Source organism: Streptomyces sp. NPDC025721, assembly GCF_055558595.1.
Map to the genome: position 1 here is coordinate 522,691 of NZ_JBVHMF010000002.1, position 21,622 is coordinate 544,312.

At 73.6% G+C, this 21,622-nt stretch carries 16 protein-coding genes; 2 read left to right on the forward strand and 14 right to left on the reverse strand.

Annotation, left to right across the window (positions count from 1 at the left end; all coding sequences use genetic code 11):
- Positions 1–96: 96 nt before the first annotated feature.
- Positions 97–1,392 carry an NAD(P)/FAD-dependent oxidoreductase gene (locus ACZ4EF_RS06250; RefSeq protein ID WP_467503035.1) on the reverse strand — a complete coding sequence of 432 codons (1,296 nt, stop codon included), beginning with the start codon at positions 1,390–1,392 and terminating at the stop codon, positions 97–99.
- Positions 1,393–1,692: 300 nt separating this feature from the next.
- Positions 1,693–2,586, reverse strand: coding sequence for a TIGR01777 family oxidoreductase (locus ACZ4EF_RS06255; RefSeq protein WP_401303886.1), 894 nt, complete (start codon positions 2,584–2,586; stop codon positions 1,693–1,695).
- 73 nt (positions 2,587–2,659) lie between these two features.
- On the opposite strand from ACZ4EF_RS06255, the gene ACZ4EF_RS06260 reads away from it, so the two are divergent.
- Positions 2,660–3,160 (forward strand): GNAT family N-acetyltransferase, encoded by a 501-nt coding sequence (locus ACZ4EF_RS06260; RefSeq protein ID WP_467503037.1) that lies wholly within the window; start codon positions 2,660–2,662, stop codon positions 3,158–3,160.
- A 112-nt stretch (positions 3,161–3,272) separates the two neighbouring features.
- On the opposite strand, the gene ACZ4EF_RS06265 is transcribed toward ACZ4EF_RS06260, so the two are convergent.
- The 12 genes from ACZ4EF_RS06265 to ACZ4EF_RS06320 form a co-directional block, all read right to left on the reverse strand.
- Positions 3,273–3,785, reverse strand: coding sequence for a DUF4240 domain-containing protein (locus tag ACZ4EF_RS06265; protein WP_391043840.1), 513 nt, complete (start codon positions 3,783–3,785; stop codon positions 3,273–3,275).
- 119 nt (positions 3,786–3,904) lie between these two features.
- Entirely contained in the window at positions 3,905–4,900 is a 996-nt protein-coding gene (locus tag ACZ4EF_RS06270; RefSeq protein ID WP_467344289.1) for a GNAT family N-acetyltransferase, read from the reverse strand.
- 343 nt (positions 4,901–5,243) lie between these two features.
- Positions 5,244–7,910 carry a pyruvate dehydrogenase (acetyl-transferring), homodimeric type gene (aceE, locus tag ACZ4EF_RS06275; protein ID WP_391043845.1) on the reverse strand — a complete coding sequence of 889 codons (2,667 nt, stop codon included), beginning with the start codon at positions 7,908–7,910 and terminating at the stop codon, positions 5,244–5,246.
- 227 nt (positions 7,911–8,137) lie between these two features.
- Entirely contained in the window at positions 8,138–8,776 is a 639-nt protein-coding gene (locus tag ACZ4EF_RS06280) for a GntR family transcriptional regulator (protein ID WP_467503040.1), read from the reverse strand.
- A gap of 162 nt (positions 8,777–8,938) precedes the next feature.
- Positions 8,939–10,771, reverse strand: coding sequence for a 2-oxoglutarate dehydrogenase, E2 component, dihydrolipoamide succinyltransferase (gene sucB / locus ACZ4EF_RS06285; RefSeq protein ID WP_467344285.1), 1,833 nt, complete (start codon positions 10,769–10,771; stop codon positions 8,939–8,941).
- Between the two features lie 51 nt (positions 10,772–10,822).
- Positions 10,823–12,211 carry a dihydrolipoyl dehydrogenase gene (gene lpdA, locus ACZ4EF_RS06290; RefSeq protein ID WP_467503042.1) on the reverse strand — a complete coding sequence of 463 codons (1,389 nt, stop codon included), beginning with the start codon at positions 12,209–12,211 and terminating at the stop codon, positions 10,823–10,825.
- Positions 12,212–12,449: 238 nt separating this feature from the next.
- A complete protein-coding gene (locus ACZ4EF_RS06295) occupies positions 12,450–13,955 on the reverse strand; it encodes a leucyl aminopeptidase (protein ID WP_355334322.1) in 1,506 nt (501 codons plus the stop codon).
- A 532-nt stretch (positions 13,956–14,487) separates the two neighbouring features.
- Positions 14,488–15,282, reverse strand: a complete 795-nt coding sequence (locus tag ACZ4EF_RS06300; RefSeq protein ID WP_467503086.1) for an adenosylcobinamide-GDP ribazoletransferase — start codon at positions 15,280–15,282, stop codon at positions 14,488–14,490.
- Positions 15,283–15,381: 99 nt separating this feature from the next.
- Positions 15,382–16,113, reverse strand: a complete 732-nt coding sequence (locus ACZ4EF_RS06305) for a hypothetical protein (protein WP_467503045.1) — start codon at positions 16,111–16,113, stop codon at positions 15,382–15,384.
- Between the two features lie 46 nt (positions 16,114–16,159).
- Positions 16,160–17,914 (reverse strand): phosphatidylglycerol lysyltransferase domain-containing protein, encoded by a 1,755-nt coding sequence (locus ACZ4EF_RS06310; RefSeq protein ID WP_355334317.1) that lies wholly within the window; start codon positions 17,912–17,914, stop codon positions 16,160–16,162.
- Between the two features lie 91 nt (positions 17,915–18,005).
- Positions 18,006–19,196, reverse strand: a complete 1,191-nt coding sequence (cobT, locus tag ACZ4EF_RS06315; RefSeq protein ID WP_467503047.1) for a nicotinate-nucleotide--dimethylbenzimidazole phosphoribosyltransferase — start codon at positions 19,194–19,196, stop codon at positions 18,006–18,008.
- A 738-nt stretch (positions 19,197–19,934) separates the two neighbouring features.
- Positions 19,935–21,119 carry a bifunctional adenosylcobinamide kinase/adenosylcobinamide-phosphate guanylyltransferase gene (locus ACZ4EF_RS06320; RefSeq protein WP_391159828.1) on the reverse strand — a complete coding sequence of 395 codons (1,185 nt, stop codon included), beginning with the start codon at positions 21,117–21,119 and terminating at the stop codon, positions 19,935–19,937.
- 188 nt (positions 21,120–21,307) lie between these two features.
- Here ACZ4EF_RS06320 and ACZ4EF_RS06325 point away from each other — a divergent pair, with 188 nt between their 5' ends.
- Complete coding sequence (locus ACZ4EF_RS06325) at positions 21,308–21,517, forward strand: hypothetical protein (RefSeq protein WP_355334309.1); 210 nt, start codon at positions 21,308–21,310, stop codon at positions 21,515–21,517.
- The last annotated feature ends 105 nt before the right edge of the window (positions 21,518–21,622 follow it).

Below are 21,622 nucleotides of genomic sequence, written 5' to 3' on the forward strand. Positions count from 1 at the left end.
TCGGGGCGGTGAGCCGGTCTTTTAGGGGCGCGGGGAAGTGCGCGCTCGGCCACCGACGGTGGCGCGGGCGAAGAACCGGCCCCGGTGGGGCAGGGGCTAGGCGGCCTGGGGGGTGGGGGTGTCGGCGGGGTGGGGGACGGCGTCGCGGAGGATGCTGTGGGCGGCGCGGCGCGCGGAGAGAAGGGCGCCCTGGGGCGTGCTGGTGGTGCGGTGGGCACCGCAGATGTAGAGACCGTCGAGGAGCCGGGCGGGACGCCGCAAATCGTGGGGCGCGGGCATGGCCGGCACGGCCTCGGGATCGTTGTGGACGGCGAGCAGCTCCCACGCGTCGGTGGAGGTCTCGTACAGCTCGGCGAGGTGAGCGCGGACGGTCTTGTCGCCCGCCCCGTCGGGCGGCGGCCCGAGGACGACGGACGTGACGAGGGCGCGCCCGGCCGGCGCCCGGCTCGGGTCGATCTCACTGACCGGGAGAGTGTGTGAGACGGGCCCCATGCGGTCGGCGTCGAGGACGAGCACCGGCTCGCGTACGGGTGGGACGGGCGCCGCGTGGTGCAGGACGGTGACCTCGTGGAAGGACGGCACCCGCAGCCCCGGCAGGAGTTCGGCCGCGGCCCGCGCCCCGGTGGCCACCAGCACGGCCCGGCAGGGCAGTTCGGTGCCGTCCTCGGTCTGCACGCAGTTGACGGCGACCCGCACCGCGCGCGTGCCGAGCCGTACCGCGCCCGGCGGGAGCCCCGCGGCGAGCCGCCGCGGTACGGACGCCGCGCCCGTCACGGGCAGGCACGTACGGCCGCGGGCGAAGCCGCGCAGTACCAAGTCGGCGCAGCGGCTGGAGGTTTGCAGCTCCGGGTCGCACAACAGGGCGGCCAGCAGCGGCCGTACGAAGCCCTCGACGGTCCGCGGCGCGAAACCGCGTGCGCTCAGCGCCCGCGCGGCGGTCGTCTCGGGGCGGCTGGCGAGCCGTGAGGCGGGCGTCGCGGCAAGGCGGTTGAGGGTGGTGCCGAGCCGGGCCCGGTCCAGCGTGGAGCCGATCGGAGCACGGGCCGAGCCGCGAACGGTACGGGAGCCGCGCGCGTCACCGACCCGGTAACCGCGCCCGTCGGCTCTGACCAGGGCGCCGGGCGCGAGCGGCGCCAGCGGCAGCCCCCGCAGCCCCGGCGTGCGGCGCAGTTCCGGATAGGACGTGTTGAGCAGGTGAGCGCCGCGGTCGAGCCGGAAGCCGTCCACCACGTCGGTGGCCATGCGGCCGCCGACGTGGTCGGCGGCCTCCAGGACGGTGACCGACAGGCCGCCGCCGATGAGTTGATGCGCGGCGGACAGCCCGGATATGCCTGCGCCGATCACGACGACGTCCACGATTCCCGCGACGTCACGGCGTGCTGGTGAGAGCACTGTGCCCCTCCCCGAGGTCGGGTTCGAATCCCCGCTCACGTCGGCGTCACGCCCGAGGCGTCGCAGAACGCTGGTAAAGGTCATGCCCTCATCAAAGCCATCTGATGCCGGGGCAACCCGCCGATTCCAGCCCTTATCCAGCGCTTTTCGGCACCCCCGGCCGAATGTCTCCGGCCCGGTCACCTCTCCGGCCCGGTCACCTCTCCTGCCCGGTCGCCAATCCGGCCGCCGCTCGCGCGACGCCCCGCCGCTCGCGCCGCGCCCCGCCCCGCCCCGCCGTCGTAGTCGCCGTGGCAGCGGCTATTCGGCGAGAGCCGCCGTCACGGCCTGCGCGAATTCGGGAAAGGCGAAGCGGAAGCCGGAGTCCAAGAGGCGCTTGGGGCGGACGCGTTGGCTGCCCGTGACGTCCTGGGCCAGTTCGCCGAGGACCAGGCGCAGGACGGACTCCGGGACCGCGGCCACGGTGGGGCGGTGCAGGACGCGCCCCATCTCGGCGGTGATCTCACGGTTGGTCAGCGGCTCGGGCGCGGTGAGGTTGACCGGCCCGGACAGATCGGCCGTGTCCAGCGCGTGGCGAATGGCGGCCACCTCGTCGTGCAGGGCGATGAAGCTCCAGAACTGCCGCCCGTCGCCCAGGCGTCCGCCGAGCCCGGCCTTGAACAGCGGGAACAGCCGCGCCCAAGCGCCGCCGCCCTTGGCGACGACCAGGCCCGTACGGGGGTGGACGGTACGGATGCCGGCCGCGCGGGCGGGATCGGCCGCGGCCTCCCACTCCTGGCACAGCTCGGCCAGGAAGCCGCTGCCCACCGGGCTGTCCTCGTCGACGGCCGTGTCGCCGGTGTCGCCGTAGATGCCGATCGCGCTCGCGCTGACCAGGACCCGAGGCGGGGTGTCGAGCGCGGCGGCGGCCTTGGCGACGGCGCCGGTGCCGAGCACCCGGCTGTCCACCAGCTCCTTCTTGCGGCTGTCGGTCCAGCGGCGGTCGCCGATCCCGGCGCCCGCAAGGTGCACGACGGCCTCGCAGCCCTCGAGACCCGCGGTGTCCACCGTGCCGCGCGCCGGATCCCAGCGCACCTCGGCGGGACCGACGGGCGCGCGCCGCACCAGCCGTACGACATCGTGGCCGTCCGCGGCGAGCGAGCGGGACAGGGCGGAGCCGATCAGACCGGAGGAACCCGTGACTGCGATACGCATAGTCGCATTGTGCCCGCCGACGGCCCGGGACGTCCGATGCCGGCGCGCGGCGCGCCATGGCACAGTGACCGGCATGACCTCAGCGACCGTCCGGCCCGCGACCCGCGCCGACGACTCCGCCCTCGCGGCGCTCGACGCCCGTACCTGGTCCCCGCTGCACTCCGTACAGCCAGCCCCGGCGCCCGGCGCCGCCTTCTACGGCTCGCCCGACGGACACCGGTACGTCCTGGTCGCCGAGGCCGAGGGCCGGCTGGCCGGATATCTCAAGCTGGTCCCGCCGACCGCCCTGGCCTGCAACGCGCATGTGCGGCAGATACAGGGTCTGGCCGTCGACACCTGGGCGCGCGGGCGCGGCATCGCGCGCACGCTGATGGACGCCGCCGTCGCCGAGGCGCGGCGGCAGGGCGCCGTCCGGATCACCCTGCGGGTGCTGGGGAACAACGCCCCGGCCCGGCGGCTCTACGAGTCGGTCGGCTTCGCCGTGGAGGGCGTGCTGCCGGGGGAGTTCCTGCTGGACGGCGCCTACGTGGACGACGTCCTGATGGGCCGGGCGGTCGACCTCACGGCGGTCTGAGCCGACAGAACCGCGCCGCCAGAGCCCCGTCGACAGAACCGAGCCGACAGAGCCCCGCCGACAAAGCCGAGCCGAGCGACAGAACCGACAGAACCGCGCCGCCAGAACCGGCTCAGCCGAAGCGCGACCACAGCTGCGGATACCGCTCCGCCATCGCCCGCTCGTCGTCCATGTCCAGCGACTCGCCCTCCGGCTGGTCCGGCTGCGCAAGTTCGAGGTCCGGCAGCCGGACCCCGGTGAGCTGCTCGTACGCCTCGTCCGCCGCGTAGCCCAGATCCTCCGCGTCGCCGTCCGTCTCCGGGTCGAACTCGGTGACGAGGAAGGCCAGGTCGTCGGGGGCGGCCAGACCGCCCTCGAAGACATGGCGGCCCTGGCCGATCAGCCAGCAGCGGAAGTAGTCGAAGGACTCGTCGTCCGCGCCGCCCAGCATGATGTCGGCGGCGCCCCACAGGTCCCAGCGGAAGGCCCGGACGAACCGGGTCTCGAAGTGCCGGGCGAAGTCCACCACGGAGTCCGGGTCGAGCTGGGCCAGCCGCTCGATCAGCAGGTCGGCATGCTCCTCCGGATCGCCGTCCGCCGCCTCTCGCGTACGGTCGACGATCTCCCAGAACTCCGTCTCGTCCATCACTGGTCCAGCTTCCCGGTTGCCGCGCGCACCCGCACGCGGAGTGCCCCGGATGCGCCCGTGTCGTTACGGACTCCATCCGTGCGGGGTGGGTCGCCCACTGTACGAGGTCCGGGGGGTCAGCGCCGACCGAGGGTGAGCTGGTACTCGACCGTGCGGCGCAGCGGCCGGAAGCCGAGCGCGGTGTTGAGGGCCAGCATGTGCCGGTTGTCGTCGGCGTTGTCCGTCTGCACGGCGGTGAGCTGCGGGAATTCCTCCCGTACCCGGCGCAGCATCTCGGCCTTCACCCACAGCCCGAGGCCGTGGCCGCGGTGCGCGGGGAGGACGGCCGTGTCGTACTGCTGGGCGGTGCCCGCGCCCTCCGCCGGGATCACCAGCTCGGTGTAACCGGCGACGGAGCCGTCGAGCGCGTCCACCGCGGCGACCGTCAGCAGTTGCTCGCCGCGCCGGGCGATCACCTCGGCGGCCTCGCGGACCGCGGCCACGTCCCAGCGCACCTCGCCGAAGTCCATGGCGCCGGTCGGCATGTCGTCCATGGCGCGCCGGGCGTCCGCGAAGCTCTCGGCGAGCGCGTCGGGGACGACCCCGTCCCAGGACGTCAGCCGGTAGCCGGGGTGCGGGACGTCGGGGAGCTTGTGGATACGGTCGGGTACGTCGTCGAGCGCGAGCCGCTGCCAGGTCAGCCGCAGGACCGGATGGAAGTCGCGGGTGGCCAGAAATCCCTCGTGCGGGGTACCCGCCATGACCTCGGTGACCACGCTGCGGCAGCCCGCCTCGGCCGCGGCCTCGGTCACCGTGGACAGCAGCCGCGAGCCGGTGCCCAGCCGCCGGTAGGCGGGGTGGACGGTCATCCTGACCTCGGCGAGGTGGCTGCGCCCCGGTTCGCTGAACAGCCGCAGGGTCGCGGTGGCCACCGGCTCCTCGTTCGCGTTGCGCACCAGCCACAGCAGCAGCCTGCTGCGGTTCCCCGTCGTCGTCAGCTTCGCCTGGAGGGCGGTGGCGGACAGCACGGGCTCACCTGGCCGGTCGTGTGCGAGAGCGGCCGACTGCACCCGGTGCCAGGCGCGGAAATCCTCGGCGGTCGGAGCCGTCAGAGGGCTGGGATTTGGTGGCATCCGAGGGAACGTAGCCGGTAGCTGTATGCGCCCGCAATCTCTTTCCGGCCAGGACGGGAGCGGGCGGTAGCCGATTCACGCACCTCTCGCGTTCCACCGGGCCGCACCCGTACCGCCGCACATCCCGTACGGTACGGGCCGCGCGCGGTTTCGCGGGCTCTGCGGAGGGCCGCCGCGGCCGGTGGCACGGGGTGACTCGCGGGTGGCCGGAAACGTCTGCTGAAACCTATGAATATTCTCTGAGGCGGATACGGCCGCGCGGGGTGCGAAGGTCCGCGCGCGGCCGTACCAGGGCTGTTCGGGGCGCGGACGGGGCGCGTACCGCGCCCGTCCGCCATCGGCCTTACAGGCCGTACCGCTCGGCGGCCTCCTTGACCGTCTCGGGCTTGATGTCGCCGCGCCGGGCGAGCGCGGCGAGCGACGCGACCACCAGCGACCGCGGGTCCACCCCGAAGTGGCGGCGGGCCGCGTCGCGGGTGTCGGACAGGCCGAAGCCGTCGGTGCCCACCGACGTCCAGTCCTGCTCCACCCACTGCGCGATCTGGTCGGGCACGGCCCGCATCCAGTCGCTGACCGCGACCACGGGACCCGGCGCGCCTTCCAGCGCCCGCGTCACGTACGGCACCCGCTCCTCGCCGCGCAGCCGGGCCGCGTCGCACTCCAGCGCCTCGCGCCGCAGCTCGGTCCAGGACGGCGCGGACCACACGTCGGCGGCCACACCCCACTCCTGCGCCAGCATCCGCTGCGCGTCCAGCGCCCAGTGGATCGCGGTGCCGGAGGCCAGCAGTTGCAGCCTGGCCGCGTCCGCCGCCGGGTCCTGCGCCTGCTGGAAGCGGTAGAGGCCCTTGAGGATGCCGTCCTCGACGCCCTCGGGCATCGCGGGCTGCACCTTCGGCTCGTTGTAGACCGTCAGGTAGTAGAAGACGTCCTCGGCGTCCGGCCCGTACATCCGCCGCAGACCCTCGCGGACGATCACCGCGACCTCGTACGCGAACGCCGGGTCGTACGAGAGCGCCGCCGGGTTGGTGGAGGCGATCAAGTGCGAGTGGCCGTCGGCGTGTTGCAGGCCCTCGCCGGTCATCGTGGTCTTGCCCGCGGTGGCGCCGATCACGAAGCCGCGGCCGAGCTGGTCGGCCAGCGCCCAGAACTGGTCGGCGGTCCGCTGCCAGCCGAACATCGAGTAGAAGATGTAGAACGGGATCATCGGCTCGCCGTGTGTCGCGTACGCGGTCGCGGCGGCCGTGAAGTCGGCGAGCGAACCGGCCTCGGTGATCCCCTCGTTGAGGATCTGACCGTCCTTCGCCTCCTTGTAGTACAGGAGTTGGTCGCGGTCGACCGGGTCGTACGTCTGCCCCTTGGGCGAGTACAGACCCGCGGAGGGGAACAGCGACTCCATGCCGAAGGTGCGGGCCTCGTCGGGGACGATCGGCACCCAGCGGCGGCCGGTCTCCTTCTCCCGCATCAGGTCCTTGACCAGCCGCACGAACGCCATCGTGGTGGCGATCTCCTGCGTGCCCGAACCCTTCTCCAGTGCCTTGTACGCCTTGTCCGGCGGCAGCGGCAGCGGTTTGGCGACCACCTTGCGGGCCGGGGCGAGACCCCCGAGCGCCGCCCGCCGCTCGCGCAGGTACCGCACCTCGGGCGAGTTCTCCCCGGGGTGCCAGTACGGGACCACGTCCGCGTCCAGCGCGCTGTCCGGGATCGGCAGCTCCAACAGGTCGCGCATCGTACGGAACTGAGCGCCCGTCAGCTTCTTCATCTGGTGGTTGGCGTTGCGCGACTCGAAGCCCGCGCCCAGCGTCCAGCCCTTGACGGTCTGCGCCAGGATCACCGTCGGCGCGCCCTTGTGCTCGACGGCCGCGCGGTAGGCCGCGTAGACCTTGCGCGGCTCGTGCCCCGCGCGCGAGCTCTGGAACAGCTCGGTCAGCTTGGCGTCGGTCAGCCGGGCGCCGATGGTGCGCAGCGAGGGGTCCGCGCCGAAGAAGTGCTCGCGCAGATAGGCCGCGTCGCGCGTGGCGTACGTCTGGAACTGCGCGTCCGGGACCTCGCGCAGCCGCTTGAGCAGCGCGCCGTCCACGTCCTGGGCGAGCACGTCGTCCCAGGCCGCGCCCCACAGCGACTTGACCACGTTCCAGCCCGCCGCGCGGAACTGGGACTCCAGCTCCTGCACGATCTTGAAGTTGGGGCGGACCGGGCCGTCGAGCCGCTGGAGATTGCAGTTGATGACGAAGGTGAGGTTGTCCAGGCCCTCGCGGCCGGCCAGCGCCAGGGCGGCGGTCGACTCGGGCTCGTCCATCTCGCCGTCACCGAGGAACGCCCACACGTGGGAGTCCGAGGTGTCCTTGATGCCGCGGTGCTCCAGATAGCGGTTGAACCGCGCCTGGTAGATCGCCGACAGCGGGCCGAGGCCCATCGAGACGGTGGGGAACTCCCACAGCCAGGGCAGCCGTCGCGGGTGCGGGTACGAGGGCAGGCCGTCGCCGTTCGCCTCCTGGCGGAAGCGGTCGAGCTGGCCCTCGGTCAGCCGCCCGTCGAGGAACGCGCGGGCGTAGATGCCGGGGGAGGCGTGGCCCTGGAGGTAGAGCTGGTCCCCGCTGCCCGCGCCCTCCTTGCCCCTGAAGAAGTGCTGGAAGCCGGTCTCGTAGAGCCAGGCCGCCGAGGCGAAGGTCGCGATGTGGCCGCCGAGGCCCAGGCGGCTGCCGCGGGTGACCATGGCCGCCGCGTTCCACCGGTTCCACGCGGTGATCCGCGCCTCCAGTGCCTCGTCGCCCGGGTAGGCGGGCTCGGCAGAGGTCGGGATCGTGTTGATGTACTCGGTTTCGAGCAGCGACGGAAGCCCGACGCCCGCCCCGGCGCTTTCCAGGGTGCGACGCATCAGATACGCGGCCCGGTGCGGACCGGCCGCCTTGGCGACCGCCTCCAGCGACGCGAGCCACTCCGAGGTCTCTTCCGGGTCGCGGTCCGGGATCTGGTCGAGCTGGCCCCGCGGGGGGCGTACGTCGTCGGGCATGGGTGCCGCCTTCGAACGGAGGTTGGGGGTGGGGAATGCGCTTGTCGGCACGACAGGGCTGTTCCCCACCGACGACGATACGCCGACGATCGATGATCGATCAATGGCTTCCGGGCCAGTAATTCCAAGACGGCACGGGGTGCCAGACCTTAAGGCACGGGGTGCCTCGGCCTTGTGGCCTTGCATGTCACGGAAACCGCCGGCCGCCGGGGCCGCGGGGGATGTCGTCAGACCTGGGGAGCGCAGCTCAGGACGTGGGACTTGATGAGACCGCAGATGTCCGGGTCGCGGCGTACGAAGGCGTCGACTATGTCCTGGTGCTCGGCCGCGTACGGGCGGGGCTCCGGGCTCAGCCAGCGGATGGACAGCGTCGTCCAGACCTCGATGCCCAGCGACTCCCAGGCGTGCAGCAATACGGCGTTGTCGGCCGCGCGCACCAGCTCGTGGTGGAAGGCGACGGTGTGTCTGACCTGGGCCTCGCTGTTCAGGGCGGCGTCGGCGTCGCGCAGGGCGGCCACCTCGCGTTCGAGGGCGGCGGGGTCGGCGGCGAGCCGGGCCGCGGCCAGTTCCGCGGCGACCTGTTCGAGCCCGGCGCGCACCGGATAGCTCTCCTTGAGGTCGGCGGCGGTCAGGCTCCGTACGCGTACGCCCTTGTTCGGCGCGGACTCGATCAGCCGCAGCGTCTCCAGCTCCCGCAGCGCCTCCCGCACCGGCGTCTGGCTGACCTGGAGCTCCACCGCGATCCGGCGCTCCACGATCCGCTCGCCCGGCTTCCAGCGCCCGCTCACGATGCCTTCGAGGATGTGCTCCCGAATCTGCTCACGCAGGCTGTGGACGACCAGGTGCTGGACGACGGCAGGGGCCATGGGGCGCTCCTTCACGGTTTGCGTGACATAGACGATACGACCAGGAAGCGGCGCTGCCTCCCCGCAGGCCGCTGCGGGGGCCCGCCGGTACGCGAAGGAGCCCCCGTCCCGGAAGAGGGACGGGGGCTCCTTCGTACACGCCGTACAGGCCCGTGTGCGGCCTTACAGGCCCAGCTCGACCTCGAACTCGCCCGCTTCGAGGATCTCCTTGACCGCCGTCAGGTAACGGGCGGCGTCCGCGCCGTCCACCAGCCGGTGGTCGTAGGAGAGCGCCAGGTACGTCATGTCCCGGACGCCGATGACCGTGCCGTCGGGGGTCTCGACGACCACCGGGCGCTTGACGGTCGCGCCGACACCGAGGATGGCGGCCTGGTTCGGCGGCACGATGACCGTGTCGAACAGCGCGCCGCGCGAACCGGTGTTGCTGATCGTGAAGGTCGCGCCCGCCAGGTCGTCCGGGGTGATCTTGCTGGCCCGCACGTTGCCCGCGAGCTCCGCGGTCTTCTTGGCGATACCGGCGATGTTGAGGTCGCCCGCACCCTTGATGACCGGGGTCATCAGACCGCGCTCGGAGTCCACCGCGATCCCGATGTTCTCGGAGTCGAAGTAGGTGATCGTGCCCTCGTCCTCGTTGATCCGGGCGTTGATGACCGGGTGGGCCTTCAGCGCCTGGGCCGCCGCCTTGACGAAGAACGGCATCGGGGACAGCTTCACGCCCTCACGGGCCGCGAAGGCGTCCTTCGCCGCGTTGCGCAGCCGCATCACGCGGGTCAGGTCCACCTCGACGACGCTGGTGAGCTGCGCCTGCGAGTGCAGGGCCTTCATCATGTTGTCGCCGATGACCTTGCGCATCCGGGTCATCTTGACCGTCTGGCCGCGCAGCGGCGACACCGAGGGCGCCGCCTTCTGGGCCGCGGCGGGCGCCGGCTTCGACGCGGCGGCCTTGGCGGCCTCCGCGGCGGAGATGACGTCCTGCTTGCGGATGCGGCCGCCGACGCCGGTGCCGCGCACCGAGCCGAGGTCCACGCCGCTCTCCGAGGCGAGCTTGCGGACCAGCGGGGTGACGTAGGCGCCGTCGTCACCGCTGGTGGCGACGGGAGCCGGGGCGGCCGGGGCCACCGGAGCGGGCGCCGGAGCCGGAGCGGCGGGCGCGGGTGCGGCGGGCGCGGGAGCCGGTGCGGCGGCGACAGGCGCGGGGGCCGGTGCCGGAGCGGCCGGTGCGGGAGCCGGTGCGGCGGGGGCGGGAGCCGCGGGGGCCGGAGCCGGAGCCGGGGCGGGTGCCTCGGCGGGAGCCGGGGCCGCGGGCGCGGGCGCCGCGGCCGGGGCGGCACCAGCGGCGCCGACCACGGCCAGCTTCGCGCCGACCTCCGCGGTCTCGTCCTCCTGGACCAGGATCTCCAGCAGGGTGCCCGCCACCGGCGACGGGATCTCGGTGTCGACCTTGTCGGTCGAGACCTCCAGCAGCGGTTCGTCGGCCTCGACGCTCTCGCCGACGGCCTTCAGCCAACGGGTCACGGTGCCCTCGGTGACGGACTCACCGAGCGCGGGCAGGACGACGTCGGTGCCGCTCGCGCCGCCGCCACCGCTGGCCGCCTCGGCGGTCGGGGCGGGCGCGGGCGCCGCCTGCTCGGTGGACGGAGCCGCCTGAGCGGGCTCGGGAGCCGCAGGTGCCTGGGCGGGCTCGGGAGCCGCGGGTGCCTGGGCGGGCTCGGGCTCGGCCGCCGCAGCCGGGGCAGCCGCGGGCGCGCCGCCGCCGCTGCCGTCGTCGATGACGGCCAGCTCGGCGCCGACCTCGACCGTCTCGTCCTCGGCGACCTTGATGGACGCGAGCACGCCGGACGCGGGGGAGGGGATCTCGGTGTCGACCTTGTCGGTCGAGACCTCGAGCAGCGGCTCGTCGGCCTCGACGCGCTCGCCCTCGGCCTTCAGCCAGCGGGTGACAGTGCCCTCGGTCACGCTCTCGCCGAGCGCCGGCAGGGTTACGGAAACCGCCATGGTTGCGGTTACTCCTAACGATCTGTGCGGATGGGGTGGCGTGGAGGAGGGTCAGTCGTGCGAGTGCAGCGGCTTGCCCGCGAGGGCCAGGTGGGCCTCGCCGAGCGCCTCGCTCTGGGTCGGGTGCGCGTGGATGAGCTGCGCGACCTCGGCGGGCAGCGCCTCCCAGTTGTAGATGAGCTGGGCCTCGCCCACCTGCTCACCCATCCGGTCACCGACCATGTGGACGCCGACGACGGCGCCGTCGCGCACCTGGACGAGCTTGACCTCGCCGGACGTCTTGAGGATCTTGCTCTTGCCGTTGCCCGCCAGGTTGTACTTCAGCGTGACGACCTTGTCCGCGCCGTACAGCTCCTTGGCCTTCGCCTCGGTGATGCCGACGGAGGCGACCTCCGGGTGGCAGTACGTGACGCGCGGGACACCGTCGTAGTCGATCGGCACGGTCTTGAGACCGGCCAGCCGCTCCGCCACGAGGATGCCCTCGGCGAAGCCGACGTGCGCGAGCTGGAGCGTCGGGACCAGGTCGCCGACGGCCGAGATCGTCGGCACGTTGGTGCGCATGTACTCGTCGACCAGGACATAGCCGCGGTCCATCGCGACGCCCTGCTCCTCGTACCCCAGGCCCTGCGAGACCGGGCCGCGGCCGATGGCGACCAGCAGCACCTCGGCCTCGAAGGTCTTGCCGTCCGCCAGGGTGACCTTCACACCGCCGTCGGTGTACTCGGCGCTCTGGAAGAAGGTGCCCAGGTTGAACTTGATGCCGCGCTTGCGGAAGGCGCGCTCCAGCAGCTTGGAGCTGTTCTCCTCCTCGACCGGCACCAGGTGCGGCAGACCCTCGACGATGGTCACGTCGGTGCCGAAGGACTTCCACGCCGAGGCGAACTCGACGCCGATCACGCCGCCGCCCAGGATGATCGCCGACTGCGGCACCCGGTCCAGGACCAGCGCGTGGTCGGAGGAGATGATCCGGTCGCCGTCGATGGTCAGGCCCGGCAGCGACTTCGGTACGGAACCGGTCGCGAGCAGGACGTGCCGGCCCTGGATCCGCTGGCCGTTCACATCCACCGAGGTGGGGGAGGACAGCTTCCCCTCGCCCTCGATGTACGTCACCTTGCGCGAGGCCACCAGGCCCTGGAGGCCCTTGTACAGGCCCGCGATCACGTCGTCCTTGTACTTGTGGACGGCCGCGATGTCGATGCCCTCGAAGGTGGCCTTCACGCCGAACTGCTCGCTCTCGCGAGCCTGGTCCGCGATCTCACCGGCGTGCAGCAGCGCCTTGGTGGGAATGCAGCCGTTGTGCAGACAGGTGCCCCCGAGCTTGTTCTTCTCGATCAGGGCGACGTCCAGTCCCAGTTGCGCGGCACGCAGCGCGGCTGCGTAGCCGCCACTGCCGCCGCCGAGGATCACTAGGTCGAAAACAGTGCTGGCGTCGTTCGCCACGTCACGTCCTCCATGCATGGGTTCGCCGGAGCCGGTCCACCATGACCGGGCGGCGGCTTTGGTTCGGCCGCTTTGTCTAAAAGGGGGCCCTGTCGTGCCGAACCACATCTTCGCACTTGTTCGCGGCGGACGGGTCATCGGCCTGTGGGGTGAGACCCGTCGAATACGGCCCCGGACGCGCCGTCCGGGGCCGTAAGTGACCTATCTCACCTGTTCGGAGCAGGGTGCGGCGCGGCGGTCAGAGGAGATCGCCGTCCGCGGCCTGGTGGGCCAGGCTGAGCAGGGTGCGGACCGCGGTGCCGGTGCCGCCCTTGGGGGTGTAGCCGAAGGGCGCGCCCTCGTGGAAGGCGGGGCCCGCGATGTCGAGGTGGGCCCAGGTGATGCCCTCGCCGACGAACTCCTTCAGGAACAGCCCCGCGATCAGGCCGCCGCCCGGCCGCACACCCATGTTGGCGATGTCGGCGGTGGGGGAGTCGAAGGTCTTGCGCAGCTCCTTGGGGAGCGGCATCGGCCAGGAGTCCTCGCCCGCGGCCAGCGCGGCGGTGTGGATCCGGGTACGGAAGCCGTCGTCGTTCGACATGATGCCGAACCGGCCCTCGCCCAGCGCCAGCACCATCGCGCCGGTCAGCGTCGCCACGTCGACGATCGCGTCCGGCGCCTCCTCGGAGGCGCGGGCCAGCGCGTCGGCCAGCACCAGACGGCCCTCGGCGTCGGTGTTCAGCACCTCCACCGTCGTGCCGCTGTACATCTTCAGCACGTCGCCGGGGCGCGTGGCGCCGCCGCCCGGCATGTTCTCGGCCAGCGCGAGCCAGCCGGTCACATTGACCTCGAGGCCGAGCTTCGCGGTCGCCACGACCGCGGCGAACACCGCGGCGGCGCCGCTCATGTCGCACTTCATCGTCTCGTTGTGCCCCGGCGGCTTCAGCGAGATGCCGCCCGAGTCGTACGTGATGCCCTTGCCGACGAAGGCGAGGGTACGGGTCGCCTTGGCGTGGGTGTACGCCACCCGGACCAGCCGTGGCGGCGTCGCCGAGCCCTGGCCGACGCCGAGGATGCCGCCGTAGCCGCCCTTGGCCAGCGCCTTCTCGTCCAGCACCTCGACCTTGAGGCCGTGCTCCTTGCCCGCCGCCTGTACGGCGGCGGCGAACGCCTTCGGGTTCAGGTCGTTGGGCGGGGTGTTGATCAGGTCGCGCGCCCGGTTCACCTCGGCGCCCACCGCGACGGCGCGGGCCGCCGCGGCCTTGTGCGCCTTGTCGCGCGGCTTGGCACCGGTCACGGCGACCTCGCCGAGCGTGCCCTTGCCGTTCTCGGCCTGGTACGTGGTGAACGCGTACGCGCCCAGCAGCGCGCCGGTGGCGACCGCTTCCAGGTCCGCCGGGTCGGCGGCGGGCAGCGCGAACGCCGCCTTCTTCGCGCCGCCGAGCGCGCGGGCGGCGACGCCCGCGGCCCTGCGCAGCGCCTCGGCGTCGAAGCCGGTGCCGTCCTCGGGGGTGTCGCCGAGGCCGACCGCGACCACCACCGCGGACTTCAGGCCCGCGGGTGCCGGGAGCTTGGTCACCTCGCCGTCCGCACCCGAGGCGCCCAGCGTCTCCAGTACGGCGGCCAGCTTTCCGTCGAACGCCTTGTCCACCGCCTCCGCCCCCGGTGCGACCTTGGGGCCCTTGGCCCCTTTGGTCACGCCCACGACGACGGCGTCCGCACGCAACGCTGCGGCGGAGGAGGTACTGAGTGTCAGAGCAGTCACGGTGGAGGGGGTCCTATTCGGTCGAGGTCCTGTGCTGCGGCCGGTTGGTTGGCCCGGCCCGGCCCCGGGCATCGTATTCCGCCACATCAGCGGGGCGGCACGCGCCCGTTGCCCAATCCCCGACCCTACGCCTGCGGCGCGCTCCCCCACCCACCCCTCTCCCGCCACTCCTCCCCGCCCCCCACCTGCCGCCGCGTGCGCGCGCTCACCCACGACGCTTCGGCAGGTCATGACCCGCCCCGGGGGGGCAGTTCGGTTGTTCCCGGGCCACCGGCCGGTGGTGGGTTGCCCGCGCAGTTCCTCGCGCCCCTGACGGGGCGCACCGTCTTTCGTCCGGGCGGTGAGCCGGTTTTTTCAGGGGCGCGGGGAACGCTGCCGCGGGTCACCGCACGCCCCGGGGGGCAGTTCGGTTGTCGCCGGGCCACCGGCCGGTGGTGGGTTGCTCGCGCAGTTCCTCGCGCCCCTTCGGGGCACGTCCTGGGTCAGGGGCGCTGGGAACGCTGTCGCGGGTCACCGCACGGCCCGGAGGGGGTCAGCGGAGGGCCAGGAGGAGGAGGGAGGTGGTGGTGGCGGTTTCGCAGAGGGCGCCGAAAACGTCGCCGGTGGTGCCGCCGAGGCGGCGGACGGCGTGGCGGAGGAGGAGTTCGGCGCAGAGGAGGGCGAGTGCGGCGGAGAGGCCGGCGCGGAGGGGGGTGAGGCCGCCGAAGGGGAGGCCGGCGGCGCAGGCGAGGGCGCAGCAGAGGACGCCGGCCGACCAGGCCCCCCGCGGGGACACGGCGGAGGCGACGGCGGCGCCGAGGCCGCCGGGCCGGGCGGCGCGTACACCCGTACGGCAGGCGAGCGTCATGGCGGCGCGGCCGAGGACGGCGGACAGCACGGCGGCGGTGCAGCCGTAACGCCAGCCGTGCGCGTAGCAGGAGGCGAGGGCGGCGGTCTGGGCGAGCAGGACCAGCACGAGGGTGAGGACGCCGAAGGGCCCGATGTCGGACTGCTTCATGACGCGCAGCGCCCCCTCGGCGGGCAGCCCGCTGCCGAGACCGTCGGCGGTGTCGGCGAGCCCGTCCAGGTGCAGGCCGCGAGTGGCGACGGCGGGCACGGCGACCGCCCCGACGGCGGCGAGCAGCGGGCTCGCGCCGAGTGCGGTCAGGACGCCGCCGCCGAGCGCGGCGCCGAGACCGACGACGGCGCCGACCAGCGGCGCGGCCAGCATCCCGCCGCGCGCCGCCGCCCGGTCCCAGCGCGTCACCGTCACCGGCAGCACGCTGAGCGTGCCGAAGGCGAAGCGCAGGGCGTCGCCGACGGTCGCCCTGCCGCCGGGCTCGGGCAAGGGCTCGGGCAAAGGCTCGGGCAAGGGCCCGGACACGGGTTCGGGTTCGGGTTCGGTCACCGCGTGAGGCTATCGCGCCAGGTCAGCGTGGCCGCGGGCTCAGCGCACCAGGTCGGCGTGGTCGTCGTCGCCGTCCCCCGAGGGGCCGTCCCCGGAGGAATCGGTACGGCGCCGCCGCCGCGCCCACCAGGTCTCGACGGCGAAGAGCAGCAGGACGGCGATGATCGCGGTCAGGTGCTCGTAACCGGCGAGATTGGCGAGGGCGAGCACCTCGATGACCATGGACATGGCCACGGCCGCCGCCGTCCACCAGGCGTGGTACCGGCAGGCGACGTACACCCCGAGCGCGACGACCGCGGCGGAGGGCCCGGTGTCGCGGCCGATGAGTTCGACGACGGGCAGCCCGAGGAAGCCGTCGGGGCCGACCCAGTACGAGTAGCGGGCGAAGGTCGTGCCGGCCAGCGTCGTGTACAGCGCGATGGCCAGCGTCCGGCGCGCGCCCAGCGTCGTCTCGGCGATCCCGAAGACCACCACGACCTGGATGACAAGACCCCAGATCGGCAGCGTCGGATCGGGGATGAACAGCGACAGGGGCGTGCGCAGCAGCGCCTTCCACCACGGCAGGGTGCAGTAGATGCCGCCGAGCCGGTCCACCCAGTCGCTCGGCCCCTGCGCGTGCTGGACGAGCTGGAGGCAGAGGATGCCCACGCAGGACCACAGCGTCAGCGGAATCGCCCGCAGCCCGCGCGCCCAGAGCCGGTCGCGTACGTCGTACGCCATCTGCCCCCACTCGGCGCGCGCGAACTCCCGCACCTTGTCGGACGCGCTCACCGCGCCTCCGCGGGGCCGGGCCCCCCGGCGGCCCGCGCGGGGCCCCTCACTTGGCGGTGAACCGTTCTCTGCGGCGCAGCGGCGACGGCATTCTGGGCGCTTCGAGGAAACCCTCGGCGCGGGCGCCCGCGATACCGATCCGGGGCAGTTCGCTGGACTTGCCGAAGAGCAGATAGCGGGGCTCCCAGATCGGGCGGAATTTGGCGTTCGCCCGGTACAACGACTCGATCTGCCACCAGCGCGAGAAGAACGTCAGCAGCGACCGCCACACCCGCAGGACGGGCCCCGCGCCGAGCCGTGAGCCGCGCTCGAAGACCGACCGGAACATCGCGAAGTTCAGCGAGATCTGCTCCACGCCGACCTCGTCCGCCCGCTGGACGAGTTCGATCACCATGTACTCGATCAGCCCGTTGTCCGCGCCCCGGTCACGCCGCATCAGGTCAAGCGACAGCCCGCGCGGACCCCACGGCACCAGGCTCAGCAGCGCCCTGGGCACGCCGTCGCCGTCGTGGCACTCGACCATCACGCACTGCCCGTCGCCCGCGTCGCCCAGCCGCCCCAGCGCCATCGAGAAGCCGCGCTCGGTGCCGCCGTCCCGCCACCGGTCGGCCCGCTCCAGCAGCGCCGCCATCTCCGCGGCCGGGATGTCGGCGTGCCTGCGGATGCGTACGGTGCAGCCGGAGCGCGCGACCCGGTTGTACGCCTGCCGGACCGTCCGCATCGCGCGGCCCTCAAGGGTGAACTCGGCGGTGTCCACGATGGCTTCGTCGCCCAGCTCCAGCGCGTCCAGGCCGTGCCGGGCGTAGACCGTACCGGCCTCCTCGCTCGCGCCCATCACGGCGGGCACCCACGCGTGCCCCGCCGCCTCCGCCAGCCACGCCTCGATGGCGCCGGGCCATGCCTCGGGGTCGCCGATCGGGTCGCCGGACGCCAGCGAGACACCGCCCACCACCCGGTAGGCGATGGCCGACTTGCCGCTGGGCGACCAGATGACGCTCTTGTCGCGGCGCAGCGCGAAGTAGCCGAGCGAGTCGCGGTCGCCGTGCCGGTCGAGCAGGCCGCGCAGCCGCTCCTCGTCCGCCGGGCACAGCAGCGCCCGGCCGCGCGGCGAGCGGAAGGCGACGAAGAGCACGAGCAGGAAGAGCAGTGCGCTCATGGCGTTGATGACGACGTCCACCCAGCCGGGCGTGGAGATGGTCAGCGAGCCGCTGTCGTCCGGCACCAGGGACACCAGCCGCAGGACCGCGTAGCCGAGGCAGTCGCCGAAACCCGCGCCCTGGTCGTCGTTGGTGACCGTGACCAGCGCGGTGCCGAGCAGCGCGGCCAGCGGCAGACCGGCGGCGGCCACCAGGGCCGCGTCCCGCGGGTTGGCGGGGTCGCCCTTCGCCCGGAACTCGCCGCGGCCGACGAGCAGCGCCGCCAGGAAGGCGGCGGTGAGTGCCAGCGAGATCCAGTTCTGCGCGTGCCGGTGGATGTCGGGCCACACCATGCTGACCGACAGCGCGGCCAGGAACAGCCCGCACAGCACGAGGTTGAGGATCCACGCGGCGCGCTTGCGGCGGCGCATGGTGACGGCCAGGAAGAGGGCGAAGGCGCCGGAGGTGAAGCCCGCGCTCAGCAGGTACGGGGTGAAGTAGTCCTCGACGTTGTGGCGGCGGATGTCCTGGCCGAAGGAGACCCAGACGGCGCCGAGGAGATTCACGCACGCGACGGTGCGCAGGTAGCGGACGGCGAAGGTGGCCGCGCGTCCCGGACACGCGTGAGGGCGCGGCTGTGTGCTGGTGGTGCTGCCCGTTCCCATAGGAGGGGATTTTATGACGTAATGCCCGATTTGGGGTCGCGCCGGGCCGCTCGCACCTCGGCGGGGACGGTTCCGCCGAGGGGCTTTTCGGTTACGAGGCGGGGTCGGCTTCCGGCCGCGGCGCCGGCTCCGTCTCGGCCTTTGCCTGCGGTTCTGCCTCTTCGGGGTCCTTGGCTTCCTCGGTGTCCTCGGTGTCCTCGGTGTCCTCGGCGTCCTTCTCCGGCTCCGAGTCCGGCTTCTCCGCCGGGTACGGGAGTTCGGCCGACAGCGCCGCCGCGGCCTGGAGGAGGGGGAGGGCCAGCAGGGAGCCGGCCGCGCCGCCGAGGTGCACGCCCTGGTCGAGCAGCGGTTCGAGGGAGATCCGGTCCAGCGCCTTCGCCTGGCCCGGCTCGCCGCTGGCGTGACCCGCCAGCCACCAGTCCGGCGCCCGGAAGGCGATCCGCTGGGCGACCAGCGCGCACGCGGCGCTGACGACTCCGTCGAGGACCACCGGGAGCTTGCGGACCGCCGCCTGGAGCAGGAAGCCGGTCATCGCGGCGAAGTCGGCGCCGCCGACCGCGGCCAGCAGCGCGAGCTGGTCGCCGAGGACCGGGCGGGCCCGGCGCAGCGCGTCACGGATCGCGGCGCACTTGCGCATCCACGCGAGGTCGTCGATGCCGGAGCCGCGGCCGGTGACGACGGAGGCGTCCGTGCCGCACAGCGCCGCGATCAGTACGGCGGCGGGCGTCGTGCCGCCGACGCTCAGGTCGCCGAGGAGTACGAGGTCCGTGCCGGAGTCCGCCTGCTCGTCCGCGACGGTCATGCCGACCCGGAACGCCTGCTCGGCCTCTTCCCGCGTCAGCGCGTCCTCGATGTCGATCCGGCCGGAGCCGCGGCGCACGCGGTGCGCCGTCACGTAGTCCGGCAGCTCGGACGGGTCGCAGTCCAGCGCCATGTCGATGACGTCGACGTGCGCGCCGTACTGGCGCGCCAGCACGCTGGCCGGTGCGGTGCCGTCCAGCACCGCCTTCACCAACTCGGTGGCCGTACCGGCCTTCCGCGCCGACACCTCCAGCGAGGCCACGCCGTGGTCGGCCGCGAAGATCAGCGCGCGCGGCGCCGCGATCGGCCCGGTCGGCACCTCGCCGCGCACCGCCGCCAGCCAGTCCGCCAGCTCGGCCGGTTTCCCCAGCCCTCCCGCCGGACGCACCAGCTTCTGCCAGCGCTCCTGCGAGTCGCGTCGAACCCCAGCGTCGGGCCGCTCCACGAGGGAGCCGAAGTCGTCCAAGTCGATGCCGCTCACCCGTGGAACCCTACCGGTCGCCTCGCCGGCGTGGCCTCACGGGTTCACCGCGCCGCTAGAAGGTCGGTTCGCCGTCCGCGCGAAGGACGGCCCGCCCCGTCAGGGGCGCGGGGAACTGCGCGGGCGGCCCCCACCGGCCGGTGGTCGGGATACATCCGATCTGCCCCGCCGGGGCGGGTGGTGTCGTGCGGGAGCGTGGTGGCTGGTGGCGCAGTTCCGCGCGCCCCTAAAGACACGTGGCTGGCGCCCGGACAAGGGGCGGCCCGCCCCGTGGGGGGCGCGGGGAACTGCGCGGGCGACCCACCATCGGCGGGTGGTCCGGGGACGGCCGCATTGCCCCGCCGGGGCGGGCGGTGTCGTGCGGGAGCGTTCCCCGCGCCGCTAGAAGGTCGGTTCGCCGTCCGGGCGAAGGACGGCCCGCCCCGTCAGGGGCGCGGGGAACTGCGCGGGCAACCCCATCGGCGGGTGGTCCGGAGACAGTCGAATTGCCCCGCCGGGGCGGGTGGTGACGTGCGGGAGCGTGGTGGCTGGTGGCGCAGTTCCCCGCGCCCCTAAAGACACGTGGCTGGCGCCCGGACAAGAGACGGTGCGCCCCGTGGGGGGCGCGGGGAACTGCGCGGCCGGCCCCCACCGGCCGGTGGTCCGGGGACGACCGATCTGCCCCGCCGGGGCGGGTGGTGTCGTGCGGGAGCGTTCCCCGCGCCGCTTGAAGGTCGGTTCGCCGTCCGGGCGAAGGGGTCAGCGGAGGGGGAGGGGGAGGCCGGATACGAGGAGGAGGACGGATTCGGATTCGGCGGCGACGGCGGCGTTGAGACGGCCGAGCTCGTCGCGGAAGAGGCGGCCGGAGGGGTGGGAGGGGACGACGCCGGAGCCGACTTCGTTGGAGACGGCGACGACGGTGCGCGGGGTGCGGCGAAAGGCGGCGACGAGCTCGGCGGTACGGCCGCGGACCTCGTCGAGGGAAGCCCCCGGCGCCCAGGCGTCGGCCTTGTCGAGGACGGACGTGAGCCAGAGGCCGAGGCAGTCGATGAGCAGGGGCGGGCCGGGGGCGGTCAGCAGGGGGACGAGGTCGCAGGTCTCCTCGGTGCGCCACGAGGCGGGCCGGCGCTCGCGGTGGGCGGCCACCCGGCGGGCCCACTCGTCGTCGCCGTCGCGAGACCCCCCGGTGGCGACGTAGAGGACCCCGGGGAAACCGGCCAGCCGCCGCTCGGCCTCGGCGGACTTGCCCGAGCGGGCCCCGCCCAGCACGAGCGTCCGGCGCGGGATGTCCGGCACCTCCTGGTAGTCCCCGACGGTCAGCGTCGTACCGTCGGGGACCGCGCGGGCCCCGAGGGCCGCCAGCCGTCGGCCCAGCTCCGGCCGCGGCGGCGCCCCGTGGTCGAGGTGGACGGCGACCACGTCGGTCGTCGGCCCGACGGCGCCCGCGGCGCGCAGCCGGGCGAGGGCGTCCGGCCGTCCGACGGCGTCGAGCAGGACGAGGTCGTACGGCACCTGCCCGTCCGGCGTCCCGGCGGGCGCGCCGCCCGGCGGGAGGTAGAGCACGCGCAGCCCGTCGGGGGACTCGACGGCGTACCCGGTGCCGGGCGCGTCCATGGCGACGGCCTGCACATGGTGCCCGGTGATCAGCGCGAGCCGCTGCCCGTCGGGGACGCGGGTCGGGGCGGGCAGCCCCGGCGGGATCTCCACGGCCGGGCCGTCGTGCGGGTGCGAGAGCAGCACCAGGCGCAGCCCGCCGAGCGTGTGCCCGGCCCGCGCCGCGGCCAGCGCCACCCCGGGCGTCAGGTCGAGCAGCACCACACCGTCCACCAGAACGGCGGTCGCGCCGCGCGCGCCCGCGCCGACGGCGAGCGCGCACGCCGCGCAGGGGCAGTCGGGCAGCGGCAGCCCCTCGGGGCCGCCGGTGCCGAGCAGAGTCAGTTCCACGGGACGATCGTCTCGCGTCCTGCCGCGCCGGGCGCGCGGGGTCCGCCATGCGGAGACTCCCGATACGGCGAGGACTCCCGATACGCTGCGGTGCAGGCGGCACGCGCCCGGTGATCCCCGCAGCTCGCGGCGGCGGGAACGGGAGTGCGGGCGGCACGGTGGACCGACGGGACCGAGGAGAGACACACATGGCGTGGACGTGGCGGTTCGAGAAGGCCGACGGCACCGAGGTGCAGCCCGCGGTGCAGCCCGAGGAGTTCACCACACAGGGCGACGCGGAGTCCTGGGTGGGCGAGGTCTGGAAGGAACTGCTGGAAGGCGGCACCGACCAGGTCCACCTCTTCGACGGCGACACCAAGATCTACGGCCCGATGAGCCTGCACGGCGACGAGGACTGACCTCGGGGCCTGTCCGGAACGACGGCGGTGCCGCACCCGCGCACGGGGTGCGGCACCGCCGTCGTCATGCCGTACCGCGCTCACAGCGAGCCCAGCGTGACCTCC